This window comes from Pseudoalteromonas sp. MMG005, from assembly GCF_018101015.1.
GTDB classification, from domain to species: Bacteria; Pseudomonadota; Gammaproteobacteria; order Enterobacterales; family Alteromonadaceae; genus Pseudoalteromonas; species Pseudoalteromonas aurantia.
On the sequence record NZ_JAGJEK010000023.1, the window covers coordinates 20,208 to 44,572 of the forward strand.

Below are 24,365 nucleotides of genomic sequence, written 5' to 3' on the forward strand. Positions count from 1 at the left end.
TATTTTTCTCCCACTTAATGATTAGAATGATCAACAGCAGCTTTATTTTCCTTGCCGTGTTGTTCATCTGATTCAAGAGAAATGTCAGTGATAACTAAGTCATCTCTAACCTCAAAAGTGAAAGTGACATTATCACCGACATTGAAATCAACCATTTCTATATTGTCCGCGACGATAAAATCCATCGTCGCAGCAGGTCTATCCCATTTCTCTATTGGGCCTCTGCTAATATTTAGAATCCGTGTATCAATATCAATCGCATTAATCAAACCAGATACTGTTGCTGATGATACTTCAGGCTCACTCATGATATGAATTCCAGTAATTTCATATCCACCGTCTTCGGTTTTGCTCACTTCAAAGTGCAAAGATTGACCTGACTTTAATGAGTCAATATCGACTTTTTCAGCCACAGTAAAATCCATAACCATTTCAGGCCAATCCCAAGCTTCAGCAGGGCCATGTGAAATATTAACCATGCGGTGCCCTGCCATAACACTATTAACATCCCCTTGCATCCAAACAGAGTTAGGCACTTCATCATGAGTCATTCGTTTAAAGTCAGAGCTTTTACTTGATTCAGAATCAATCAAGAATTGGGCAGATGTCACCACAACGTCATCTTCATTTAAGCCGTCTAATATTTCGATGCTGTCGATATCAACCCGGCCAATAGTCACTTCAATAGATTTAAATTGCCCATCACCTAACGCAAGTACTACTCTGTCCTGTTTACCTGTTCTAATAACGGCTTCTTTAGGCACGAGGATGGTGCTATCAGCTTGATTAGCGTGAATAGAGACTTGTGCAAACATATTTGGTTTTAATTGATAGTCTGTGTTATCAAATTTCAATCTCACTCGGAGTGTGCGTGTTTTACTGTTCAATGTTGGATAAACATAATCAACGACACCAGCCCAGTCCTCACCGGGTAAATAATCCAGTGTCATTGATACAGGAAGTCCTTTTTTAATTAAGGCTGCGTCACGTTCAAACACTTCTGCTTCAACCCAAACTTGATCTAGCTGGCCAATGCTTAATAAGGTGTTTCCCGGCTTTACATAAAAACCTTCTCTAACCTTCAAACCATCGACAACACCTGCTTGTGGTGAATAAAAGGTAATTGTTTGCTGAACCTTTCGTGTCTTTTCTAGCTTTTGAACAAAGTCTGCTGAAAGCTGTAACGCTTTTAGGCGATCTTTGGCTGCTGAAATTAAAGAACTATTGTTGCGCTTTAACGCTATTAACAGCTCTTCCTGAGCATTAACTAACTGAGGAGAATATAGTGTATAAAGAGGCTGCCCTTTCTCTACAGGGTTACCTGCTGCTTTGATGTAAAGTTTATCAATCCAGCCATCAACCCGTGGGTGGATATGAATTAGCTTATCTTCATCATATTGAACATAACCTACCGTTGAGATTTCAGTATGCATATTTTTCAGTTCAACAGGTGCAGTGCGAACCCCAAGGTTATTCACTACATGAGGCGCAATTTTTACTGCTCCGGGGCCAAAGTCATCACCAGATGATCCTTCCTCATACACTGGAATTAGATCCATCCCCATAGGCGACTTACCGGGCTTGTCCCGGCGGTAATTAGAATCCATCGGTGCAACCCAATACAGAGGCTTTTTTTCTCCTGATGTTGCTTCATTACTATTACTGTTTGAGCCAGTACCTTGATATAAACTCAATGCTCCAGCACCAAGTGCTGCCCCAATGATGATGGCAATAATTGTTTTTGTATTCGTTGACATTATTTTTCTCCAAATTGCTGACTGGATAAGTGCTGATTAGTTTTGTGTGAAGTTTGCATCGACTTATGTTCAGCATTTGAGTTAGATTGAGAATGCGCAAAGAAATAGTTGATACGAGCAACTGTTTTAAGTGCGTCAACATCAATTCTTAAAGCTGATATTCTGGTATTTAATTCGGCAATTCTTGCTCGAACAACTTCGGCAAAATCGCCATCATCATTTGTGTAGGCTGTCAATGACGCTTCTGCTTGGTCATGAGTTTGTTTAAGGAGTTGTTCTTGATAGATAGATTGTCTATCTGATAAGCGTTTAAGCTGTCTTAGTTCTTTTTCTAAAACACTGATCATTTGCTTTGTCAGTAATAGTTTCTCGGTTTTAATAGTCTCTGAATCTGCAATAGAAGCTGCAACTTGCTTATCTTGTCTGTTCTCGGTAAACAAGGGTAAATCAAACGTTACCCCAACAGAAAATAAATCAGCTCGGCTATCACCAGAGGGCATATTGTCGCGATAGGCATAACTAGCATTAACGCCCCATTGCGGCTCATATTGCTGTTTGGCTAACTCAATTCCTTTTTCTGAAGCTTTGCGTTTTATATCAATCGCAAGTATGGCTGGGTGATTCGAAAGCTCCTGAGCCAATAGATTTCTTGAGTAATTAGATGCTTTTAGGACTGTTGGATTATTCAATTGAATCGAAGGCAATTCTTTTGAGACGCTAAACTCTAATGGTTGCGCGTCAAAGTTGAATGATTCATTCAAACGATCCGCATCGTAAATATGAAGCCACTCATTGAGACGAGCGATTGTCGTTTCTAGTTTCTGCTTTTGCGAAGTTAATCTGTCATCTAACTGCACGATTTCCAACTGAGCACGAATAACATCTTGCTGTCTAGTTTTACCAACAACGTTTGAATAGCTAGCTTTAGCCACTTCCGCCATCTGCTCAAAGAGAGACCAATCATCTTCAATCAATTTAATAGTTTGTTGGGCTAAGTAAGCATCTAACCAAAGTTGTGACACTTGGCTTTTCAACTTAGCTTTACGATCCTCTCGTAACAGTGGAAATTTCGTGGACTCAATTTGTAACTGGTCTTTCTTGATCTCTAGACTGTCGCCTCTCGGAAACATTTGAGAGACGCCAACCTTTAGCTGAGTCATTCCTTCCTGATCTAAATCCCAAGTATCTGTTGGTAAATTCATTATCCCTAGCGATACTTTCGGATCAGGCAAAGTACCTGAAGCAATACTTCTATTTTCAACTGCACTTTGTTTCAATCGGCTACCATGAAGCCAAGGATCATTTTGCTGAGCTAAGGTGATAGCTTGTTCAAGCGACACTACTTTCTCAGCTTGAGCTGAGAATACAGATAAGCCGAGTATTAATGCAGTTGAAAGTGAAGTAAGGTTTGAAGAGTTCAATTTCATTAGAATTGCTCCTCGTATGTCTTAACTTTTGCATAGACTTTGCTCGTTCCATCTTTAAATAGAATTAACACGTTGTATGGCATAAAGCGGTCATCGACTTCCATACCGGGAGAGCCAACTGGCATTGCTGGAACTGAAAGCCCAATCGCATTGGGATGTTCTTCTGATAAGAACTGCTGAATAAATTTAGCAGGTATATGACCTTCAAAGGCAAATCCATTTCTACTCACTGCCGTGTGGCATGAACGGTAATTAGGTTTGATACCATACTTAGTTTTGATGTTGCCGATGTTTCGGAAATCTTTGGAATGCGCAACGATCCCTTTGTCTTCAATATGAGTTATCCATTTTTTACAACACCCACAAGTAGGGGTTTTATAAACGATTAACTCCAAAGGTGTTACGTCGTTATTGTGTGCATGGTTATGTTCGTTGGCGTTTGCAAACGCAGGTGAAAGCAGCATTACTACTGCTATTTTTAAATACTTATTGATCATTTTTGCCCCCAGACATCGCTGGAAAATATCTATAGCGCTACGACGCTATATTGACTAACAGAAAAATTAATTACATGTGCGAGAAATTTGGACGCACTAATCCTGTATTAGGCAAAAATTGGTGGACGATAAAGGGAAGTGGAAATTGAATGAGGTTGTTTAGATTGCAGAGCAGCTACAGATTCACTGAATATTTGAATATCTGTCGAATCAATACTGGAATTTAGGACTGTCGTAGATGAGCAAGCATTTGCAGGACAAATACATTCAACGTCACAACAATCTTCTGATTGACCATTACTGCTTTTATTCATATCCCCATGATTCATTCCTTCATGATGACTCATTTTGGAATGATCCATGTTCATGTGTGATTCGTGAGAACCTGATGACATTTCACAAGACATAGCAGTATAAGCCAATGCTTGCCCAACAAAGGCAATCAGCATAGCTACAACAACTAAGACTTTTGAAAGTGGTTTAAACATAAAGTTCTCTTAAGAAAAATACCATCACAATACTAAATTAAAGTCATATCTAAGTAAATGATAAACCGTGGTGCTTTTAAAAATTTTGATTAATACAGGAGACTAGTGAATATAGTCGAGAAAAAATAACTAATTAATCACCAGTATGAGAGCAACAATTATGTCCTTCCTGAATTGGTGGACACTTTACTGTTCCATATGAACAGTAAACACAGCAGTCACCCTTTAATGGTTTTAACAAAACTTTGCACGATTCACATTCATAATACCACTGACAAGCGTTTGTCGGCATTTCTTCAATTTTACTATACCCACATTCTGGACATGTAATAGTCGACTTTAGCTCTATACGTTGCATGTTTGCTCCCTTACTGGTTTTACGATATCCAAAACCGACATAACGACCATTAAGCAAATACCAAAGTAAAATAGGTATGTGCTCCAATCATATTGCCAAAGAGGATAAAGCGTTAATAGCACTGCTACAGGCCCAAGAATGCTGAAGGCAGCTCTGGTATGGCTTTTATTTTTGTGCCAGTTGTATAAGTTTACTAGTAGCGCCAGAGTTGCAAATATAGGTAACAAGGTATTTACAGCAATCCCCTCAAAATGAGAAAGAAAACCTAACCCCAACGCTGATGCTAATGAACCAAGTGCAGGGAAACACCCTGTACAACTAAGTGCTGCAAGCCAAACCCCGCCTGAGCCAACTTTATCTAAAATTTTATTTATCATTTGAAAGTCTATTGGTTGATATTACCAGCACTTTAAACTCCGTACATGAGTACGGAGTCAATCATTTTAATGAATCAATAATAGGGCAATATGTTGGATCATCGTTTTGTATACAGGTATTTGTCATATCCACAATTACTTTCTCTAAACGTTGAAGGTCGCTAATTTTTTCTCGAATGATTGCTAACTTTTGTCGGCTTAATAACTCAACTTGAGCGCAGTCGTTGTCCATAGACATTAGCGATTTAATTTCTTTTAACGTAAAGCCGAGCATTTTGGCTTTTGTGATGAACCTAAGTTGTCCTGCTATTGTTTCGTCATATTGTCTATAACCTGATATTGGTTTTGTAGGTTGTGTAATAAGTCCTTCTCGCTCATAAAAACGAATGGTTTCTACGTTTAAATTTAATGATTGTGCTAATTTACCAATGGTTTTCATAATTGCCTTTGCGACTAAGAATAGCTCAAAGCAGAATTTAGATTAACTATCCAACGACTTAATAATACCGCATCCTTCAATGGTATTATCAGAATTGCATGTACTTGCCATATGTTGTAATTCATTTTTTAAGGCCTTTAATTCTTTCATGCGTTTGTTGACTAAATTTAATTGCTGCTTAATCAATTCATTCACACTAGAGCAGCTTTCTTCTGGCTTATTCTTTAATTCAATAAGACGTTTGATATCATCAAGAGATATATCGAGGCTGCGACAATGCTTAACGAATTCCAGCTCTTTTAACGCCTTATTGGAATACAACCTAAAGTTACCCTCAGAGCGCTCAGGATCTGAAAGCAACCCTTCTCTTTCATAATACCTAATTGTTTGTATTGAACAGCCTGATGTTTTCGATAATTCGCCAATTTTCATAAACCTTTCCAATAAACTTGACTCTATAGTTACTATAGGTTTTATAGTTAAAGCATACAAGTTAATAAGGGGTAAAAATGTGTGATAAGTATCTAACCAAGACCAGCATAGTCAATTTTGAACACAAAAATATCCAATCCCTCATAAATCAACGAAGGTGGAAAAGCTTGGATGATTTCAACAAAATTGGTGCGGCCTACCAATTTGTTAAAGATGAAATATTATTTGGCTACAATGAAAGCGATGACATTTCTGCAAGCAATGTTTTAGCGGATGGTTACGGACAATGTAATACCAAAGGTAACTTACTGATGGCCTTGTTACGAGGGTTAGGTATTCAATGCCGATTTCACGGGTTCACCATTGATCAGCAATTACAAAAAGGTGCAATTCCAACGTATGTCTTTTGGTTAGCGCCGAAATACATTATCCACAGTTGGGTAGAGGTTTACTTTGATGGACGTTGGATCAACTTAGAAGGCTTTATCTTGGATGGGCAATATCTCACTTCGTTACAACAGAAATTTAGCGAAGAAAAAGATAACTTTTGTGGTTATGGTGTTGCGACAAAATGCTTCTCTGCTCCAGATACAAATTGGCGCGGAACTGATACTTATATACAAAAAGAAGGTATTCATGACGATTTCGGACTTTATGATTCCCCTGATGAGTTCTATCGTGAGCAAGGAACTAACTTATCAGGCGTGAAACGTTGGATGTATCAACGAGTGATCCGTCATCTGATCAACTTCAATGTCGCTAATATTAGAAAAAAGACAGTACTGGAGGTACAAAATGCACAACCATAATCACAGTCATCAACATGGACAAGACGACCGTATTGGTTGGGCGTTTTTTCTAAATGTAACATTCACAATAATAGAGTTTATAGGTGGCTGGCTTACCAACAGCACAGCTATCATGGCTGATGCGGTACATGACTTAGGTGATAGCCTGTCTATCGGTTTTGCATGGATATTAAGTCGTTTTTCAAACAAAGAAGCGTCAGATAAATATAGCTATGGCTATCGAAGACTCACTTTGTTCGGGGCATTGATAAATTGCATAGTGTTGGTCGTTGGCTCAGTTTGGGTTTTATTTGAAGCAATACCGAGGTTGTCCAATCCTGAAATGCCTGTAGTTGAGGGGATGCTGGGACTTGCCATACTCGGTGTTGTCGTTAATGGATATGCGGTATTTAAATTAAAAGCGGGTGAAACACTAAATGAAAAAGTGCTGACATGGCATCTACTTGAAGATGTACTTGGCTGGGTTGCTGTTCTTATTGTTTCTGTCGTACTTCTTTTTGTTGAACTGCCAATTTTAGACCCTTTATTATCAATTGGCTTCACGCTATTTATCTTATTTAACGTTTTTAGAAACTTGAAATCAACGTTGGTACTTTTTCTTCAAGCGGCACCAGAAAAAGAGACCCAAGAACGTATTAAACAATCATTAATGGAATTTCCAGAAGTTAATGGTATCCATCACATGCACTTTTGGTCACTAGATGGTGAAAGTCACGTTTTAACAGCGCATCTTGAGCTGAGTGACAACTTTGAAGTTGAAGACTTAATTAGACTTAAACAAGAAGTTGCAACTAAATTAGTTTCCTATCATTTATCGCATACGACGATAGAGTTTGAGTTTTTAAATGAAAGCTGCCGAGATGATGCGAATTAAACTTTAAAAATTGAAATAAATAGATTAAATATAAAAGCAGCTTAAACATAAATTAAGCTGCTTTTTGGGTTTTAAATTTCGTCAGATTGCTGTTTATTACTCTCAGAGCCATGCGCCCACTGATATAAAACAGGTAATACAAACAAAGTTAAAATGGTAGAAGATACAATACCGCCGATAACAACTGTTGCTAGTGGTCGTTGTACTTCTGCTCCAATTCCAGTGTTTAACGCCATTGGAATAAAACCTAAACTTGCGACCAGAGCCGTCATTAAAATAGGTCTTAAACGAATGATGGCACCTTCAATGATTGCAACGTAAAGGTCGCCTTTTTCATGCCAAAGGTCTCGAATAAAAGCCAACATAACCAAGCCATTTAATACGGCAACACCTGACAATGCTATGAAGCCGACACCTGCCGAAATTGATAAGGGCATGTCTCTTAAATAAAGAGAAAATACGCCCCCAGTCAATGCTAAAGGTACGCCGCTGAAAATGATCAACGCATCTTTTAATGAACCAAATGCAATAACCAAAATACCTAAGATAACAACTAATGTGATCGGTACAACTAAGCTTAATCTTTTACTCGCTGACTCTAGCTGTTCAAACGTTCCGCCATAATCAAGCCAGTATCCTGCGGGGATTTCTCCTTCCTGATTAATTTTAGCTTTCACTTCTTTTACAAAACCGCCTAAATCTCTACCACGTACATTGACGGTAACTACAACTCTTCTTTTTCCGTTCTCTCGGCTAATTTGAGCAGGTAAAGACTCTGATTTAAGCTCTGCAACTTCTTCAAGTGGCACATAGTTACCATTATCAAGTGGAAGCGGCAGATACTTCAAACCATCGATATCCGTTCTCGTTTGCTCTGGTAGACGAACAACTAACTCAAATCGTCTGTCACCTTCATAAATGATCCCCGCAGATTCACCGCCTATTGCAGTGGCAACCCAGTCTTGCAGTTCGGTAACACTCAAACCATACCTACCAAGCGCTTCGCGTTTAGGAATTACCGATAAAGATGGAACACCTGTGACTTGTTCCATTCGGGCATCTGCTGCACCATCGACGGTTTTCACAATATTTAGAATATCTTTTGCGGTCAGTAATAACCGATCCAAATCATCGCCAAATACTTTGATACCTACGTCAGCTCTAACGCCTGAAATCAATTCATTGAAACGCATTTGAATAGGCTGAGTGAATTCATAGTTGTTGCCCGGAATGTTTTTCAGTACCACTTCCATTTCTTCAACTAATTCACTTTTTGGCTTTGCTGGGTCATGCCAATCTTTACGTGGTTTTAAAATAACAAAGATATCAGCAATACTCGGTGGCATTGGGTCAGTCGCAACTTCTGGAGTACCGATGCGCGAAAATACTTTATCAACCTCAGGAAATGCTTTAATGCGTTGTTCAAGTACTTCTTGCATTTCTACTGATTGCTCTAGGCCAGTCGAAGGAATTCTTAACGCCTGTAGTGCTATATCACCTTCATTTAATTGTGGAACAAATTCTGTCCCTAATGTAGTTGCTAACCAAAGGCTAAACCCCATTAAGAGCGTCGAAAATAAAACAATAATCCAGCGAAATTTCATTGCCATAATCAGCAATGGTTTATAAATAGACTTGGTTGAACGAATAACAACACTTTCTTTTTCGCTGATTTTACCATTCATAAATATCGCAACAGCAGCAGGAACCAGTGTAACTGAAAGGATCATTGCTGATATTAACGCCATAACGACTGTTGCGGCCATAGGGTGGAACATTTTCCCTTCAACACCAGTTAAGGTGAAAATAGGTATGTATACCACTGTGATAATGGCTACCCCAAACAGGCTTGGACGTATGACTTCTGAAGTGGCTTCAAAAACAGTATTTAGTCGTTCCCTTAGGTCTTGCCTATGACTGTTGTGTTGCGCCTCTGCTAACCGACGAACAGAGTTTTCAACGATGATGACAGCCCCGTCCACTATCAAACCAAAGTCCAATGCGCCTAGACTCATTAAGTTAGCAGATACTCCCGCTTGTACCATTCCTGTTATTGTCATCAACATTGATATTGGTATTACGGCGGCGGTTATTAGTGCTGCCCGTAAGTTTCCTAGCAGTAAGAACAGAACAACAATAACTAAAAGCGCACCTTCAACGAGATTTTTGGTAACTGTGGCAATGGCTTTATCTACTAACGTTGTTCTATCGTAAACAGGCTCTGCGGTAATGCCCTTTGGCAGAGATTTTTGTATTTCGCTGAGCTTCTGTTCAACATCTAAAGCAACAGTCCGAGAATTCTCACCAATCAGCATCATGGTTGTACCTAACACTGTCTCAATACCATTACGAGTAGCAGCTCCCGTTCTAAGCTCTTTTCCTATAGCAACATTGGCAACATCACTTATTTTTACAGGAATACCATCGTTCTTTTTGATGATGACATTGAGTATTTCATCCATTGTCGCTAGTTGCCCAATGGAGCGTACTAACACTTGCTGTCCGTTTTGCTCTATATAACCCGCGCCACGGTTATCATTGTTTTTTCGCAATGCATCAGATATTTCTTCAAAGCTTACACGATGAAAAAGTAATTTTTCAGGTTTCGGCGTTATGTGATATTGCTTGTTGTAGCCGCCGATACTGTTGACCTCAATGACACCTTTAACTTGAGCCAATTGCGGTTTAATGATCCAGTCTTGAATTTCCCTCAGAGTAATAGCGGTATAAGGTTCTCCATTAGACATTTTAGCGTCAGGAGAAGCTTGTACGGTATACATAAATATTTCACCAAGCCCTGTAGAAATAGGACCCATTTCTGGCTCTAAGCCAGAGGGAATAACGCCTTTTATCGCAGCTAGTCTGGCATTGATTAAGTTGCGTGCGAAATAAATATCTGTTCCCTCTTCAAAAATAACGGTTACTTGGGATAAACCATATCTTGACAGGGAACGGGTGTGAGACAGTTTTGGTAGTCCAGCTAACGCGGTTTCTACAGGAAAGGTTACCCTTTGCTCTGCTTCTAAAGGTGAATAACCGGGAGCAGAAGTATTTATTTGTACCTGTACGTTTGTTATATCTGGAACTGCATCAATGGGAAGTTTTTGATAACTCCACATACCAACGCCGATGATTACCATCAGCAAGCTTAATACTAAGTAGCGCCTATTTATTGCAAGACGCAAAATTGATTCAATCATATTGCGTCTCCTAATCGTCGTCTTCTACTTCAGATTTCAATATATCTGCTTTAATCAGATAACTGTTTTTGTTTACATATTCAGCGTCTTTACTGAGGCCATCAATGACCTCGATATAGTTTTTGTCTGAACGACCGAGGACAAGTGGCGCAAACTCGTACTCTTCATCTTCTTTTACAAAGACACCAAATTGTCCTCCCAGTTCTTGTATGGCAACTTTCTCGACGGCTAAATCCACCTCAAATCGGTTTATCTTTACGCTGCCCATTAATAATTGGCCTGAGGTTAGGTTTAGCTCAGTGTTACTTAATCGTACACGTGCTAAAACATAAGGCTGATCTTTAGCTGGAATTATATTGGTGATGGTTGAGTTGAATGCTTGCTCGCCATGCATAATGTCAACATGTTGACCGACTTTGATTTGATTATATTGGTTAGTAAAAACCTTAAATTCGGCCCACAACGTGTCAAAATTGACGATTTCAAACAAGCTGGTGTTTTGCGTGATACCGCCAATATTCCCATTTCGCTGTAAAACGACACCAGAAACAGGGGAAATTATCTTATAGGTATTTAAGCTTTCGTTAGATTCAATAACGGCTAATAGATCGCCTTTTTTTACCTTATCACCAACGGTGGATTTTATTGTCTTTATAACGCCGTTATATCTAGCGCCAACTTGAAATAATTGTTCAGCGCCTATCGTTGTAGCGCCGTATACAGGGATAGTTTGGTTCAACGTTTTTGAAGCTAAATAGGCAGTTTCAACACCAACCTTTTTTGCCATATTATTGTCGATTTTGCTTATGCCTTCTTCGCCTTCATGTTCATCTTCACTAGCGAAAGCACTTTGAATGGGTGACAAATACCCAATAAAAATCAATAGTGCGAGTAAATAGTTTTTCATTTTGAATTCCTAAACGATTCAGTTAATAACTGAATCAATAAATTGTTATTAAACTTAAAGTGATGTTTATTTAGAGTGACAGCGCTTCGTTTGTTAGTTTTTCTATCTCTGCGCCGTAAATAAGGGCAGCAGATGCCGCGTCAATAAGGGTTCGCCGAGCATTTAACAACTCTTGTCTAGCCGATACATAATCAAGGTACCCATATCTACCTTTTTGATAGGCGTCTTGAGTATCTTCCAGTGCATCTTCAAGCATTGGAATAACTGACTGCTTTAATGAATTAGCTGTTAATATGGCTTGTTTTCTATTGGAGTATGCTCGTAGTAAGTGATTTCTAAACCTCAACTTAGTCGCCTCTTTCTCTATGGCAACTTGGTCACGCTCTGCTAGCGCACTAGCGATTGCACCAGAATTTCGCTTTTCAGCAAACAAAGGTAAGCTAAAGCCAGCGACCAGTGCCGTATCATTAGCTTCTTGAGAGCGCCTAACACCAACAGACCATTTGATATTGGCCGTTGACTCTGTTTTAGCCAACTGTAATTCGGCCTCTTTTAGTCGCTGCTCACTTGCATAAACTTGAATAGCAGGGTTTTTCTCTAATTTCGCAAAGAGACTACTAAAATCACTATCATTGCCAAACTGAAACAGATCACCTTTTACTTCTGAGAAGGTTACAGAGTTTTCCCCCCAGTAGGCTGCTAATGAGAGCTTCAAATATTCCAAGCGCTTTTGTTCAGATTGAAGGGTGAGGTTAGCCTGAGCAATAACCGCTTTTGATCGTTTCACTTCCGCCTCAGGAGTAGCACCTGCGCGGTTACGCTGAGATACAATCTCTAACGTTTCTTGTGCTAAGCTCAAAGCATTCCCAGCTAGCAAGACTCTTTGTTGGGCTGCAAGTACTTCCACGTACTTCTCAGTGACTTGAGCCATTAAGTTAAGCGCAGAGACTTCTTTCTCAGCATTGAGTAGTGCTCTTGATTTTGAAACAAGTCCAATTCGCGCTGAGCGTTTATCTCCCATTTCGATAACCGAAGATAGAGCGACTGTTAATTCAGCACTGTCGAATGCATTAAATTCACCTGAGCCTGCAAAATTCTCAGCTTCAACTTCTAGTTCATAAGCGGGATTTAAACTTGCTGTTTGTTCTTGTCCTGTTAATGCCGTTTGCTTGAAATCAAATATTTTAAGTTCTGGATTTTGTTTAAGCGTCCACTGAATTACCTCTTGAAGGTTTAACTGCTTTTCAAAGGCATAGACATTAAATGTAAAAAGTGACAAAGCGAGAAACGCGATATATTTAAGCCGAGGTGTTACACACCTCAATGTTGCTATCTTGCGATGCACACAGGTATTAAGTGCCATGTATACTTTCCTATAAATTTATATGTGATATTTAGGTCATTAACATATGACCTTTCTTAATTTTCTATAAAATTTAGGCGTATTTAGGTGGGCGGAATGGCACCGAGATATAGCCTTTTAGCTCAGGATAAACTAAGGAGTAGGTAAGGAAGTGATCTGTTGCTTGGAAAATGTTACAGGAAGAATCAGCATTTAAAAATAAGTGACAGCAGCAACAAAAATTACAATTATCAATTGAAGAGTTGCTATTATTCACCTCAAACATATTGGAGTCTTCTGGAGCTTTTAGGAGGGTAATTGACTCAGTTAATGGTGTATTAAAAGAAGCTTCGATTACGTTTCCTTCAAGCTCTTCTAGCGAAAAAAACACAGACTGCACCGCGATTAAAATCATTATCACGTATGATATATATGGTTTTAAATATGATGGGCGCATTCTTTTCTTGGCTCTCTAATTAATACTTTAACTGTAAAATACGGCGAGCACCGTTTAAAACGACAAGAGCAATTATCAAACCAATCACTAAATCTGGATAACGACTGCTTGTTACTGTAACTAATAAGCCAGCTAAAATTACACCAACGTTTGCGATAACGTCATTTGCTGAAAAAATCCAACTCGCTTTCATATGAGCGCCGTCTTCTTTGTTGCCAAATATCAAAAACAGACAAGCAACGTTAGCGATTAGTGCTATTCCACCAAATATCATCATTAAAGAAGAGATCGGTTCACTACCGTAAACAAAGCGTCTTACGACTTCGCTCAAAGCACCTAGCGCTAGAATTACTTGAAGCACACCAGATATATGTGCTGCTCTAAGTTTCATACTGATACTTTTACCTACGGCATAAATAGCTAAACCATACACAGCAGCATCAGCAAACATATCTAATGAGTCTGCAATTAGGCCAGCAGACTGTGCAATAATCCCAGCAATTACTTCTATAAAAAACATGACTCCATTAATGGCTAACAGCCATTTTAGAATTGATGCTTCTTTCATCTCATTTTTTTGAGCTAAGTCTTTTGCTTTTGCAGCTTCCGTACTGCAACTATTTTGGGTTGATTCTAGTTCTGCACCGAGATTGAGCTGTTGTAATCTTTTTGTTATCTCATCTAAATTTTCATCGTGAAAAACTTTGACTAATCGACTAGGAATATCAAATTGCAATCCAACGGAAGGCTCAATTGAGTCAAGTGCTAATCTGATCAACCTCTCTTCTGAAGGACAGTCCATTTGAGGCACTTTATATGTACTGACAAACGCGCCACTATAGTTATCTAATTGTGCATCAGTTTTTACGTCTTCATTGGTAGAAGATGATTGACACTGACCACTACATTTCTCTGACATATTTAACATTCCGTAACAATATTAAAGTAAGTATAAAATCTATAGTGGCTATAGAGTCAAATAAAAAATATTTTAAGTGAAAAGCCTGAAACTTAAGGAAATATCTAGTTTAAGTGAATTGTTTCTGCTAGTATTTTAAATACTATATTTAACAGGTAATAACTTTGAATCTAAATGTTGTGCTAAAAATGCTCTTAGTCGTTTCGATTGTTTTACAATCGTTAACTGCTGTCGCATCCTCAACATCTGAGAATCACCAAATAGATATAGAACATCTTCAAACTCAACATGATCATGCCGATGACCGAAATGCCTTAAACGATAATGCAGATGATGAGCAGCATAATGAAAAAGATTGTCACCACTGTGGTCATTGCAGTGGCAGCCACTTATCTTGGGTTTTAGTCAGTAATTCAAATACCACGGGCAAACTAAACATTATCAATAAAACGCCTTATCAAATTGATCAAACCAATACCTACCTTGAAGCGATACTTCGCCCACCCATTTCTTAATTAGATTGATTTTTAATGACCTATTTGTCCATGAGAAGGATAAAGGGTTCGTGTTTATAAATTAAAAAATTAAGAAGTTTTATGTATATATTTTTAAAAAATGCAGGTTTAGTCCTGTCATTATGTATGGCTGTGAGTTTTTCAGTTGCCAGTTATGGCAAAGGTAAAAATATTTCATGGCTTGATAGTCAAATAAATAAAGATCCCGAAGTTGTTGAGGCTAAAGAGTTACTTAATGCAAGTAATCATAGAGCAAAAAGCTTAACTCAAGCCGTATATAACCCAGAGCTTGAAGCAAGCTATGAAAAAGAGGGAGATTTTGATAATTACTCTATTGGTATCAGTCAAAAGATTGATTTTTGGGATAAGCAATCAGCAAATAAAAGCATTGGTGAAATTGATGTTTATGCAAACCAGCAACAATTGTTATCTCTACTCGATTCTAAAAAAGCTAACGCTTTAACTGCAATAGTTAATTGGCAAGCAGCAAAAAAGGCGGCTCAGTTACTTTCAGAAAGAGAAAATCAATTACAAACGCTCGTTGGAATTGTTGAAGATAAGCGAAAAGCCGGACTTCTAGAGCCACTTGACGCTGAATTGGTCTATTTAAACTTGTCCCAAATTTTCAGTGAAATATCTGAGTCTCAAATTGCTTTGAAAAATGCAGAGGTAAAGGTTCAGGAGTTATTGCCTGATTGGACGCCTAATACAGCCAATTTGTTTTCATTTACTTTTGGAGCAACAAGCTATTCATTTAACTCCCAGTGGGTTGAAGATCATCCAAAAGTTAAACTCGCTAAAGCGCAATGGAAGAGACAACAATCTAAGGCTCAGCTAACCACTATGGAATCTAAAGCTAATCCAACCATTGGAATTAGCGCGGGAAGAAGTGGTGATGAAGACTTGGTTGGTTTGACTTTCTCAATTCCTTTAAACATCAGAAATAACTTTTCAGATACTGTTAAAGCCGCTTATTCAGAAGCAATTGCAGCAGAGGCTAACTTTCGGTCGGTTTATCGAAAGCAGTCTTTTGAAGCAAAAGCTAATTATGAATCGTTTAATGTAAGTAAAAAATACTATGAGCAATGGCGAAAGCTCACACAAGGCAGATTAGATAGTAGCGAAAATTTGTTAAATAAGCGCTGGGGAGCTGGTGACATTAATACTTCTGACTACTTACTTGCACTAAATCAACGTGCGGAAGGTCTTCATGCAGGAATACGTTTGGAAAATCAATTCAAGCTTGCAGAAATATCCTTCGTTTTAAGTATGGGTCAGTTATCCAAATTTGAGATTTAAACGTTTTAATTTTTCAGTAGAGAAAAACGAAATCTTAAATTTATTAAAAATATAGGTTACAAAAATGAATACAATATTTAGTAAAAAATTATTAGCCGTAGTAATTAGCAGCCTGTTAGTAGGGCTTACTACAAATCATGATGCTTTTGCACAGTCGTCAGATAATACTGGTTCTGTCGCAAAGGTTTCGAAGCAAGACGTAAAAGAACATAAAGATGACCATGACGAGCATGATCACGAAAAAGGACATGAAGAAGAAAAAGATGACCATGACGAGCATGCTCACGAAAAGGGACATGAAGAAGATAAAGATGGCCATGATGAGCACGGCCATGAAGGTGATAATAAAGAGGGAGCAGAACAAGAAGAAGGTATCACTATTGGTCCAAAGAAACTGTCACTTGCTAACATCAAAGTGGAAAGAGTAGTCCCTGAGTACAAATATAGTGCGATATACGCCCCCGGTGAAATCAAGGCAAATGGATATACCAGCTATGTAGTTTCACCTCGCACTGAGTCCGTCATTATTAGCCGCCATGCAGCTCTTGGAGAACATGTAGAAATAGGTCAAAAGTTAGTCACTTTATTTAGTGAGGCAATGGCACAAGCGCAAGCGGACTATTTAATTGCCTCCACCGAATGGCAACGTGTAAAAAAGCTGGGTAATAAGACGGTGAGTGAAAGTCGATTATTACAAGCTGAAACAACATACAATGCGAGTTATGGGAAACTCATTGCTTTAGGGTTAACTGAAAAAGCAATAAATGGTATTTCTAACAAAGACATTAAAGCATTTGGACAATATACATTAACTGCCCAGCGTGAAGGTGTCGTGCTTCTAGACGACTTTATCCAAGGCCAACGCGTTGATGCCGGAGATACTGTTATGTTACTTGCGGACGAAAAACAATTATGGGTTGAGGCTAAAGTCTCGCCAAACAAAAAGCTTAGTCTATCAATTAACTCTCCTGCGACAATCAAATTAGAAGGTCAAAGTTACAAAGCTAAAGTTATCCAAGAAGCACATACTATTGATCCCAAGACCCGCACCCGAATTATCAGATTAGCGGTAGAAAATGCTGATGACAAACTCCACTCTGGTATGTTCGTCAAAGTCTATTTCCAGTTCGCCACAAAACAGAAAGTGATGGCTGTACCAGAAGGTTCACTGATCCGCAGTGCCGGTGGTGATTGGACAGTATTTGTTGAAGACCATCCCGGAGAGTTTAAAGCGACTGAAGTTAATCTTGGTCGAGCTTTAGGTGATTTCAGAGAAATTATCGGACTAGAAAGTGGTACTCGAATTGTAACCAAAGGCGCATTTTTTGTTGCTTCTGAAATCGCTAAAGGCGGATTTGATCCGCATAACCACTAAGGAGCAAGACTATGTTTAATAAAATAATAGATTGGTCTGTTAACAACAGACTCCTTATATTAATTGCACTGTTTGCCACAATTGTCGGCTCAATTATGGTGATCCCAAAATTAAATTTGGATGCTTTTCCTGACGTTACTAACGTTCAAGTCGCTGTTAATACTGAAGCACCGGGACTGGCTGCCGAAGAAGTCGAACAACTTATTACTTACCCCATTGAAGCGGTTATGTACGCCTTACCAGATGTTGAGCAAGTACGTTCAATTTCTAAAACAGGTCTTTCTGGCGTAACCGTAGTGTTTAAAGAAGGCACCGACATTTACTTTGCAAGACAACTCGTATTTGAACGGCTTCAAGCAGCAAAAGAGTTAATACCAGAAGGTGTCGGCACGCCAGAAATGGGACCAAACACATCGGGTTTAGGTCAGGTGTTTCAGTACTTACTTATTTCAGATAAAAACGCTGGCTATGATGCTATGGCACTCAGGAGCCTCAATGATTGGATAGTAAAATTGCTTATTATGCCAGTCGATGGCGTTACTGATGTGCTCTCTTTTGGTGGTAATGTTAGGCAATATCAAGTCAACGTCGATCCTTCTAAGCTCCTAGCATATGAACTAACGCAAGAAGATATCGTTAGCGCATTAGATAGCAATAATGCCAACGTTGGCGGATGGTACATGAACCGTGGACAAGAGCAGCTTGTCATTAGAGGCACAGGCTGGTTTGAGAGTGGTGAGGCTGGCATCAGTAACATCAAACAAGTTCCCGTTAAAACGGTTGATGGAACGGTTGTGACGGTTTCAGATATTGCTAAAGTTGAAATGGGCAGTGAAATTCGTCAAGGCGCTGTCACCATGACGCGAAAATCACCCAATGGAAAAGTCGAAAATTTAGGCGAAGTTGTCTCTGGTATTGTACTTAAACGCATGGGTTCAAATACTAAAGCCACCATTGATGGTATCAATGCAAGAATTCCATTAATTAATCAAGCATTGCCGGAAGGTGTTCGCTTTGAGCCATTTTATGATCAGGCTGATTTGATTGAAAAAGCCGTTAACACTGTTGTAGATGCCTTATTACTTGCATTTATTTTCATCGCGATTGTTCTAGCACTGTTTTTGATGAACTTACGTGCAACCTTTCTCGTCTTAATATCTATTCCAATTTCAATTGGTATCGCGTTAATGATCATGGCTTGGTGGGGCATTTCTGCAAACCTTATGTCACTGGGTGGCATTGCCGTAGCCATTGGTATGCTAGTTGATGGTTCAGTCGTTATGGTTGAAAATATGTTTAAACATTTAAATAGACCTGACGCGACACATTCGAAATCGGTAAAGGAACGCGTTCCAACTTCTGACGCAGATCCGCACGATGTCGAACACGACGATCATGGTATTGAACTGCGCCTGACAGAAGCAGGTAAAGAAGTGGCTCGTCCTGTCTTTTTTGCAGCCTCGATTATTTTAGTCGTATTTGCGCCATTGTTCAGTTTTGAAGGGGTTGAAGCAAAGTTATTCCAACCTATGGCAATAAGCATCATCTTAGCCGTTGTATCTGCGATTGTGGTTGCGTTGTTTATCGTACCTGCACTGGCAACTTATCTATTTAGATCTGGTGTAAAAGAGAGAGAAAGTTTCGTTCTCAAGCCGTTAAACATGCTCTACAAAAAAGGGCTGAAATTTTCTCTAAAACACACTAAATTGATTGTTTCTACATCCATACTATTAGTTATATCTGCTTTGGCAACCGTGCCTTATATTGGTACTGAGTTCGTGCCAGAGTTAGAAGAAGGCACGATAAACTTAAGAGTAACGCTGGCACCTTCTTCAAGTTTAGATACTGCGTTAACTGTCGCGCCAATTCTAGAAGAAAAATTAATGGCGTTCCCTGAAGTAACCTATGCACTTAGCCGTATAGGTAGGGCAGAAATTGGCGGCGACCCAGAGCCTGTAAACAATATAGAAATTTACATTGGTTTAAAACCTATCTCACAATGGACAAGTGCATCTAACCGCTATGAACTTCAAGGTAAGATGGAAAGATCATTAGAAGAGTTTCCGGGGCTACTACTTAACTTTTCTCAGCCAATTGCGACTCGTGTTGACGAGCTAATATCTGGCGTTAAAGCTCAATTGGCGATTAAGTTATTTGGGCCAGAACTCGAAGTTTTGGCGGCTAAAGGTCAGGAAATTGAAGCTGCCATAAGAGAAGTCAATGGAGCAAAAGATGTTGCCCTTGAACAAATTGCAGGGGAAGCGCAACTAGTTGTAAAGCCTAACAGGCAAGAGCTTTCAAGATTCGGGCTTTCCGTCACTAATATTATGGAAGTTGTACGAGATGGTATCGGAGGCGTTGAAGCTGGGCAAATAATTAACGGCAATGAGCGTTATGATGTTTATGTACGTATTGAAGAAGAATACCGACGAAATAAGGAAGCGATTTCTGATATTCGCATTCAGTCACCAACAGGTGCTTGGGTACGCTTAGGTGATGTTGCAACGGTGTCGTTTGAATCGGGGCCTCCGCAAGTTAGACGCGACGATGTACAAAGACGGGTTGTTATCCAAGCAAATGTTCAAAACCGTGATATGGGTAGCGTAGTTGCTGATATCAAAACGGTAATTGCTGATAAGGTTGATTTACCTTCAGGCTATTCTGTTTCGATTGGCGGTCAGTTCGAAAGCCAGCAACGTGCTCAAAATAGACTAGCTATTGTTGTACCTTTATCGTTAGCACTAATCGCACTGCTACTCTACTTTGCTTTTGGCTCTGTTGGTCAAGCAATGCTGATATTGGTCAACGTACCGCTTGCTGTAATTGGCGGTGTTTTTTCCTTATATTTATCTGGACAATACTTGTCCGTGCCTAGCTCCGTTGGCTTCATTACACTATTTGGTGTTGCTGTATTGAACGGCGTGGTAATGGTAGAGAGTATTAACCAACGAATTAGAGATGGCTTGGAAGTTTCTCAAGCTGTATTTGAAGGAGCAACCTCCAGATTGAGGCCAGTTTTAATGACAGCAATAACATCGGCTTTAGGTTTGATACCGATGTTAATGTCTAATGGTGTTGGTGCAGAAATCCAGCGTCCATTAGCGAGCGTTATTGTTGGCGGATTGGTAACAGCAACACTGCTAACACTGTTTGTCTTGCCTGTTTTATATAGCTGGTTTTCTAGAAAGAAAATTGAGGAGTTATCTAGATAGAATAATTTTATTAAGAACCAATATCCCACACCTAAGTGACGTTTTGTGTGGGACTATTAATTAATAGTAAAGATTCACCAAAAAGTTTAATGAAATTAAATGTAATAGTTATTGCAACTCGCGTAGCATACTAACATTCAATTCAATTTTGGAGTTTTGAGCTGTTCTCTCATTTCTAAAATACGTTCAGGTGAATGCACTCCTATTCTCATTACTACAAGCTCAGCAAATGAAATGTCATATAACTTATGTTCAACATCAATTACATAACAACTTCCGTTATGAGTAATTACTTCTATTTTGTCGCCAACAACTCTTTTGTTAACAATTTTTGAAGTAACTATTTGCTCAAATGGACGAAATCTAAATGTTTCATCGTCAATAACTACACCAGCTAAGACATCAATCAAAAATGTTTTTTCAAAATCTTTGTAGTCATAAACCGATACTATGCTTACGTCCTTTAAGTAAGTTTTTTCTGTCATATCTGAACACCTCTCGTGTCTTCTAGAGAATATGGACGAAAGCATGTTAAGTACTTAACCCCATTGACCTTTAATAACTCGTCATCTGCGTCAAAATGAGCAAGAACACTAGCTCGATACAACGAAATATGCTTTTCACAATCAATCGTATTAAACAAACTAGCCTCTACTCGACGGGCGTAAAATATTAGGCTCTGCTGGTCAATACGAACTATAAACTTTTGGTCTCCGTCTAGGTTTTTAACCTGAAGGTTAAGGTCAGGCTTATGCCAGTCTGATACCAACGAAGGCACCAGAGGAAAGCCATAAACTAAATATCGTACCCTTTCAATTTCGAAGGTCGTTGGATTTAATCTAGCGTCATTTCCTATTCCAGAGTTGAAAAGCTCAAGTGTCATCATCAGCCAGTCTTCATGCTTTGAGAAACTGTTACCATTAGAAATGCAGCCCTCAAACTCACCATCGTGCTCCCACTTGATTTTGTACAAATAACTTTTAATATTATCGAAAGATATTTTTTCAAAAGGAAACTTAGTGGCAATGAGCCTGTAGTAGCAGCCGTGAACCTTTAAATCCGCATATTGAACGGCTAATGGATCATCATATGCGTCAAAATAAGGTCGCCATTCCAGCCTAAAGTTAGCTCCTGTATTAATGATGAACTTGGCATCTTCAGACAAACCCAAAACTTTATAAATTGCAGAAACTAATTCTAAAGTTTCGATATCAACAAACATCTGGCTTTCTATGCGGGATGCCATTGCCGTTATTTCTTTATGAAGTGACTCAATTATTTCTTGATCATCGTATTCATTAATAATCAGATATTTGAAAGAGTCATGCGTAAGAATTGAATTTAAATCATTGCTGTCAAAAACGTCTCTAAGACGCTCATGAGCTTGTGGAATAGTAGCACAATCGTAAACACCGATTGACCATAGACGTTCAGCATATTGCTGGGGAAATTCTAATAGTAAGGCGAAGTTTTTTGTTTGATTATTTAATTTATTTTGTAATTGATTTAGCGATATCATGTAATTTTCCAAATAATTTATTGCGAAAAAATAATGGCCTACCAACACACTATTTATTCGATTATTTGAATCACCAAATTTTTACGGATGCTCCGCTTCACTGCTCATATTTTTATTTTAAAAACATGTGTAGGCGTAGGCTGTCCGTTCAGCCTTCATATTATAATATCGCCAAAAAACAAAATGACAACTTACGTATTTGTACAACTTTAGGTAGATATTTTGAGTTTGAACTCTGAAAAGCTAAGCCCAAACAGGGATACGACCATCTCTTCATTTATATTGGAGCCGGGAAATTTTTTTTCAAAATTTCCAATAATGCTATCTAGGTGGCTAGCTAATATTTTTACTAAAAATATTTCCGAGTTTGGTGAGAGTGCAGACAGTGCTATCAATGGGTTGTCAAAGGATTCAGCTTTTATTTTTACTAGTAAATCGCTGTAACTGTCACAGCCGTAAAGACAAATAGCTAGGGCTTCTTGGGCTTGTCCAAGGGGAATAGTTAATAATTTAGATAATCGTTTTGCCTGCCTTTTTATATTTACTAGCAGGTCTTCTTTATTAAAAGACATCAATACACCAAAAAACGGCAACGCTAGGCCACGCACCTATGTCACTCAGTTTTTGTGAATATTTAATCTTTTAGTTCAGAGTAAATCCATTTCGTCCTGTTTTCGTGGGAACGGGCTTCTCTGAAAAGCCACTGCAAAAAGCAGTGGCTATTGTCGCAATATTATAAGGAAATGTGAATTGTAGTTTGATGCCTACATGTTCTTTTCAGTGAATTCAGCCAAGCTACTACGCTCTACTTCATCAAATATCAATACTGAGCCTTTTTCATAGTTTCTATACACGTTAACAGCCGCGCTAGCACCTGAAGATGCGGGTGTGACAAACTTATCATCAATCTGGGCTAAGTTGCCCAACACGATTGTGCGACAATTTTTGCCACCACGGCTTAACATGCCCTTAATTTGCGCTCTAGTCATGTTTTGAGCTTCATCAATGATTAAAACAGCATCGTCTATTGAACGACCTCGGAAGTAAGCCATACTAGTAAATTCTATATTGGCTTTTTCGATCACATGCTCAACAGTTGCACTAATATTACCTTCATTGTTATCACCTGAATGCATTGATATAAGCGCATCTGTTATACCTGCTAATAACGGCATTGATTTCTCTGTCAGGTCACCGGGTAAAAACCCCGGATCATCGTCCATAAAGTCTCTGGAGCGCACCACAACGATTTTTTTGTACTTTTTTAACTCCAATACTTGATGCAGCGCCGAAGCAACTGCTAAAAAAGTTTTTCCGGAGCCAGCAGGGCCAAGGATGATATTTAAGTCATAATATGGATCTGTTAATTGGCTTAAAGCTACTGCCTGACGCTGATTTTTAGGCAAAATGCCCCATACTTTTTCTTGTTTACGAGGCAATAACTTTGTGAATACCTCAGTATCTGTTACTTCTGAAATTCGCCCAATGTGTCCAGCTTCATCGTACCAATACATGTTTGGCTGAACTTCATCATTAAATAGACTTATTGGGAAAGTATAAACTTCTCCTGAAACCTTGAAGTCTTTGTCTGATTTAATTCGATCAAAAAGATCTCCTTTAAAGGCTTGTACCCCTGTGTATAAAAGATCAATATCTGATATTTGATTATCTACGGCAACGTCTTCTGCCATGACCCCTACGGTTCGAGCTTTCAAGCGCATATTAATGTCACGGCTAACAATTACTACGTCTTTATCTAAGTCCTTCTGAAGATACAGTGCATAGTTAATTATTCTATTGTCAGCGTCACTTCCAATACCGTGCTTTAACTCTTTAGCCATATCGAGCTGGGTATCAATTCCAATAAACAGTTTTCCTCGTTTAGCTGTTTCAGTAGAAGGCAGTGGAATACCAGCTTCCATCTCTTCTGCACTGTGCCCATTTATTATATCTTCAAGCATACGAATACATACACGAGCATCAGCACTAACCGATTTGTTAGTTCTTTCTTTTAAGTTATCTAATTCTTCTAGAACTGTTAGACAGATGTATACGTCTTCACTGTACGCAAGAAGTGACTTTGGATCATGAACTAGTGCCGATGTATCCAATACTCTTGGGGTTTTGTTTTCACTTGGATTATTCATTTTAGTTCTCCTTTG

Annotated in this window: 22 protein-coding genes; 6 read left to right on the top strand and 16 right to left on the bottom strand. The window is 38.8% G+C overall.

All coding sequences use genetic code 11. The features are described 5' to 3' along the window. Positions 1-14: 14 nt before the first annotated feature. From J8M01_RS17715 to cadR, 8 genes are all read right to left on the bottom strand, one after another. Positions 15-1,757, bottom strand: a complete 1,743-nt coding sequence (locus J8M01_RS17715) for an efflux RND transporter periplasmic adaptor subunit (protein WP_004589254.1) — start codon at positions 1,755-1,757, stop codon at positions 15-17. Further along, positions 1,757-3,184, bottom strand: coding sequence for a TolC family protein (locus tag J8M01_RS17720; protein ID WP_004589253.1), 1,428 nt, complete (start codon positions 3,182-3,184; stop codon positions 1,757-1,759). The genes J8M01_RS17715 and J8M01_RS17720 overlap by 1 nt, the downstream gene beginning before the upstream one ends. Then, the gene (locus J8M01_RS17725; protein ID WP_004589252.1) at positions 3,184-3,681 is read right to left on the bottom strand and encodes a DUF411 domain-containing protein; all 498 of its coding nucleotides are present in this window, start codon (positions 3,679-3,681) and stop codon (positions 3,184-3,186) included. Before J8M01_RS17725 ends, J8M01_RS17720 begins: the two co-directional genes overlap by 1 nt. 107 nt (positions 3,682-3,788) lie before the next feature. Continuing rightward, on the bottom strand, positions 3,789-4,169 hold the full coding sequence (locus J8M01_RS17730; protein ID WP_058405787.1) for a hypothetical protein: 381 nt from the start codon (positions 4,167-4,169) through the stop codon (positions 3,789-3,791). A 133-nt stretch (positions 4,170-4,302) separates the two neighbouring features. Further along, positions 4,303-4,527, bottom strand: a complete 225-nt coding sequence (locus J8M01_RS24005; RefSeq protein WP_082653641.1) for a GDCCVxC domain-containing (seleno)protein — start codon at positions 4,525-4,527, stop codon at positions 4,303-4,305. Then, a complete protein-coding gene (gene merC / locus J8M01_RS17735; RefSeq protein WP_058405786.1) occupies positions 4,515-4,904 on the bottom strand; it encodes an organomercurial transporter MerC in 390 nt (129 codons plus the stop codon). The genes J8M01_RS24005 and merC overlap by 13 nt, the downstream gene beginning before the upstream one ends. A gap of 61 nt (positions 4,905-4,965) precedes the next feature. After that, positions 4,966-5,343 carry a MerR family transcriptional regulator gene (locus J8M01_RS17740; RefSeq protein WP_058405785.1) on the bottom strand — a complete coding sequence of 126 codons (378 nt, stop codon included), beginning with the start codon at positions 5,341-5,343 and terminating at the stop codon, positions 4,966-4,968. Positions 5,344-5,385: 42 nt separating this feature from the next. Next, positions 5,386-5,775, bottom strand: coding sequence for a Cd(II)/Pb(II)-responsive transcriptional regulator (gene cadR, locus J8M01_RS17745; RefSeq protein ID WP_008128687.1), 390 nt, complete (start codon positions 5,773-5,775; stop codon positions 5,386-5,388). Between the two features lie 77 nt (positions 5,776-5,852). On the opposite strand from cadR, the gene J8M01_RS17750 reads away from it, so the two are divergent. Together J8M01_RS17750 and J8M01_RS17755 are read left to right on the top strand one after the other, a co-directional pair. Continuing rightward, the gene (locus J8M01_RS17750; protein ID WP_211058824.1) at positions 5,853-6,584 is read left to right on the top strand and encodes a transglutaminase family protein; all 732 of its coding nucleotides are present in this window, start codon (positions 5,853-5,855) and stop codon (positions 6,582-6,584) included. Further along, entirely contained in the window at positions 6,571-7,458 is an 888-nt protein-coding gene (locus J8M01_RS17755) for a cation diffusion facilitator family transporter (protein WP_211058825.1), read from the top strand. Before J8M01_RS17750 ends, J8M01_RS17755 begins: the two co-directional genes overlap by 14 nt. Positions 7,459-7,529: 71 nt before the next feature. Here J8M01_RS17755 and J8M01_RS17760 read toward each other — a convergent pair whose 3' ends face one another. From J8M01_RS17760 to J8M01_RS17775, 4 genes are all read right to left on the bottom strand, one after another. Further along, positions 7,530-10,658 carry a CusA/CzcA family heavy metal efflux RND transporter gene (locus J8M01_RS17760; protein ID WP_211058826.1) on the bottom strand — a complete coding sequence of 1,043 codons (3,129 nt, stop codon included), beginning with the start codon at positions 10,656-10,658 and terminating at the stop codon, positions 7,530-7,532. Positions 10,659-10,668: 10 nt separating this feature from the next. Continuing rightward, entirely contained in the window at positions 10,669-11,565 is an 897-nt protein-coding gene (locus J8M01_RS17765; protein ID WP_211058827.1) for an efflux RND transporter periplasmic adaptor subunit, read from the bottom strand. A gap of 70 nt (positions 11,566-11,635) precedes the next feature. Further along, positions 11,636-12,928 (bottom strand): TolC family protein, encoded by a 1,293-nt coding sequence (locus tag J8M01_RS17770; RefSeq protein ID WP_211058828.1) that lies wholly within the window; start codon positions 12,926-12,928, stop codon positions 11,636-11,638. Positions 12,929-13,383: 455 nt separating this feature from the next. After that, positions 13,384-14,283, bottom strand: a complete 900-nt coding sequence (locus J8M01_RS17775; RefSeq protein ID WP_211058829.1) for a cation diffusion facilitator family transporter — start codon at positions 14,281-14,283, stop codon at positions 13,384-13,386. Positions 14,284-14,447: 164 nt separating this feature from the next. Here J8M01_RS17775 and J8M01_RS17780 point away from each other — a divergent pair, with 164 nt between their 5' ends. The 4 genes from J8M01_RS17780 to J8M01_RS17795 all read left to right on the top strand — a co-directional run bounded on the left by J8M01_RS17780 (position 14,448) and on the right by J8M01_RS17795 (position 20,684). Next, positions 14,448-14,798: a hypothetical protein gene (locus J8M01_RS17780; protein WP_211058830.1), complete on the top strand. Its 351-nt coding sequence runs from the start codon at positions 14,448-14,450 to the stop codon at positions 14,796-14,798. A gap of 81 nt (positions 14,799-14,879) precedes the next feature. Further along, positions 14,880-16,097: a TolC family protein gene (locus tag J8M01_RS17785; protein ID WP_211058831.1), complete on the top strand. Its 1,218-nt coding sequence runs from the start codon at positions 14,880-14,882 to the stop codon at positions 16,095-16,097. A gap of 64 nt (positions 16,098-16,161) precedes the next feature. After that, positions 16,162-17,472 (top strand): efflux RND transporter periplasmic adaptor subunit, encoded by a 1,311-nt coding sequence (locus tag J8M01_RS17790; protein WP_211058832.1) that lies wholly within the window; start codon positions 16,162-16,164, stop codon positions 17,470-17,472. An 11-nt stretch (positions 17,473-17,483) separates the two neighbouring features. Beyond that, complete coding sequence (locus tag J8M01_RS17795; RefSeq protein WP_058405778.1) at positions 17,484-20,684, top strand: CusA/CzcA family heavy metal efflux RND transporter; 3,201 nt, start codon at positions 17,484-17,486, stop codon at positions 20,682-20,684. Between the two features lie 137 nt (positions 20,685-20,821). Here J8M01_RS17795 and J8M01_RS17800 read toward each other — a convergent pair whose 3' ends face one another. From J8M01_RS17800 to J8M01_RS17815, 4 genes are all read right to left on the bottom strand, one after another. Then, positions 20,822-21,169, bottom strand: a complete 348-nt coding sequence (locus J8M01_RS17800; protein WP_058405777.1) for a hypothetical protein — start codon at positions 21,167-21,169, stop codon at positions 20,822-20,824. Continuing rightward, the gene (locus tag J8M01_RS17805; protein WP_058405776.1) at positions 21,166-22,203 is read right to left on the bottom strand and encodes a hypothetical protein; all 1,038 of its coding nucleotides are present in this window, start codon (positions 22,201-22,203) and stop codon (positions 21,166-21,168) included. Before J8M01_RS17805 ends, J8M01_RS17800 begins: the two co-directional genes overlap by 4 nt. Before the next feature lie 209 nt (positions 22,204-22,412). Further along, positions 22,413-22,775: a hypothetical protein gene (locus tag J8M01_RS17810; RefSeq protein WP_008109624.1), complete on the bottom strand. Its 363-nt coding sequence runs from the start codon at positions 22,773-22,775 to the stop codon at positions 22,413-22,415. Between the two features lie 192 nt (positions 22,776-22,967). After that, complete coding sequence (locus J8M01_RS17815) at positions 22,968-24,350, bottom strand: PhoH family protein (protein ID WP_058405775.1); 1,383 nt, start codon at positions 24,348-24,350, stop codon at positions 22,968-22,970. Between the last annotated feature and the right edge of the window lie 15 nt (positions 24,351-24,365).

Bases quoted from the DNA above. Each gene is read 5' to 3' on its own strand.
- J8M01_RS17715 (WP_004589254.1), bottom strand. From the start codon at position 1,757: ATGTCAACGAATACAAAAACAATTATTGCCATCATCATTGGGGCAGCA.
- J8M01_RS17720 (WP_004589253.1), bottom strand. From the start codon at position 3,184: ATGAAATTGAACTCTTCAAACCTTACTTCACTTTCAACTGCATTAATA.
- J8M01_RS17725 (WP_004589252.1), bottom strand. From the start codon at position 3,681: ATGATCAATAAGTATTTAAAAATAGCAGTAGTAATGCTGCTTTCACCT.
- J8M01_RS17730 (WP_058405787.1), bottom strand. From the start codon at position 4,169: ATGTTTAAACCACTTTCAAAAGTCTTAGTTGTTGTAGCTATGCTGATT.
- J8M01_RS24005 (WP_082653641.1), bottom strand. From the start codon at position 4,527: ATGCAACGTATAGAGCTAAAGTCGACTATTACATGTCCAGAATGTGGG.
- merC (WP_058405786.1), bottom strand. From the start codon at position 4,904: ATGATAAATAAAATTTTAGATAAAGTTGGCTCAGGCGGGGTTTGGCTT.
- J8M01_RS17740 (WP_058405785.1), bottom strand. From the start codon at position 5,343: ATGAAAACCATTGGTAAATTAGCACAATCATTAAATTTAAACGTAGAA.
- cadR (WP_008128687.1), bottom strand. From the start codon at position 5,775: ATGAAAATTGGCGAATTATCGAAAACATCAGGCTGTTCAATACAAACA.
- J8M01_RS17750 (WP_211058824.1), top strand. From the start codon at position 5,853: ATGTGTGATAAGTATCTAACCAAGACCAGCATAGTCAATTTTGAACAC.
- J8M01_RS17755 (WP_211058825.1), top strand. From the start codon at position 6,571: ATGCACAACCATAATCACAGTCATCAACATGGACAAGACGACCGTATT.
- J8M01_RS17760 (WP_211058826.1), bottom strand. From the start codon at position 10,658: ATGATTGAATCAATTTTGCGTCTTGCAATAAATAGGCGCTACTTAGTA.
- J8M01_RS17765 (WP_211058827.1), bottom strand. From the start codon at position 11,565: ATGAAAAACTATTTACTCGCACTATTGATTTTTATTGGGTATTTGTCA.
- J8M01_RS17770 (WP_211058828.1), bottom strand. From the start codon at position 12,928: ATGGCACTTAATACCTGTGTGCATCGCAAGATAGCAACATTGAGGTGT.
- J8M01_RS17775 (WP_211058829.1), bottom strand. From the start codon at position 14,283: ATGTCAGAGAAATGTAGTGGTCAGTGTCAATCATCTTCTACCAATGAA.
- J8M01_RS17785 (WP_211058831.1), top strand. From the start codon at position 14,880: ATGTATATATTTTTAAAAAATGCAGGTTTAGTCCTGTCATTATGTATG.
- J8M01_RS17790 (WP_211058832.1), top strand. From the start codon at position 16,162: ATGAATACAATATTTAGTAAAAAATTATTAGCCGTAGTAATTAGCAGC.
- J8M01_RS17795 (WP_058405778.1), top strand. From the start codon at position 17,484: ATGTTTAATAAAATAATAGATTGGTCTGTTAACAACAGACTCCTTATA.
- J8M01_RS17800 (WP_058405777.1), bottom strand. From the start codon at position 21,169: ATGACAGAAAAAACTTACTTAAAGGACGTAAGCATAGTATCGGTTTAT.
- J8M01_RS17805 (WP_058405776.1), bottom strand. From the start codon at position 22,203: ATGATATCGCTAAATCAATTACAAAATAAATTAAATAATCAAACAAAA.
- J8M01_RS17810 (WP_008109624.1), bottom strand. From the start codon at position 22,775: ATGTCTTTTAATAAAGAAGACCTGCTAGTAAATATAAAAAGGCAGGCA.
- J8M01_RS17815 (WP_058405775.1), bottom strand. From the start codon at position 24,350: ATGAATAATCCAAGTGAAAACAAAACCCCAAGAGTATTGGATACATCG.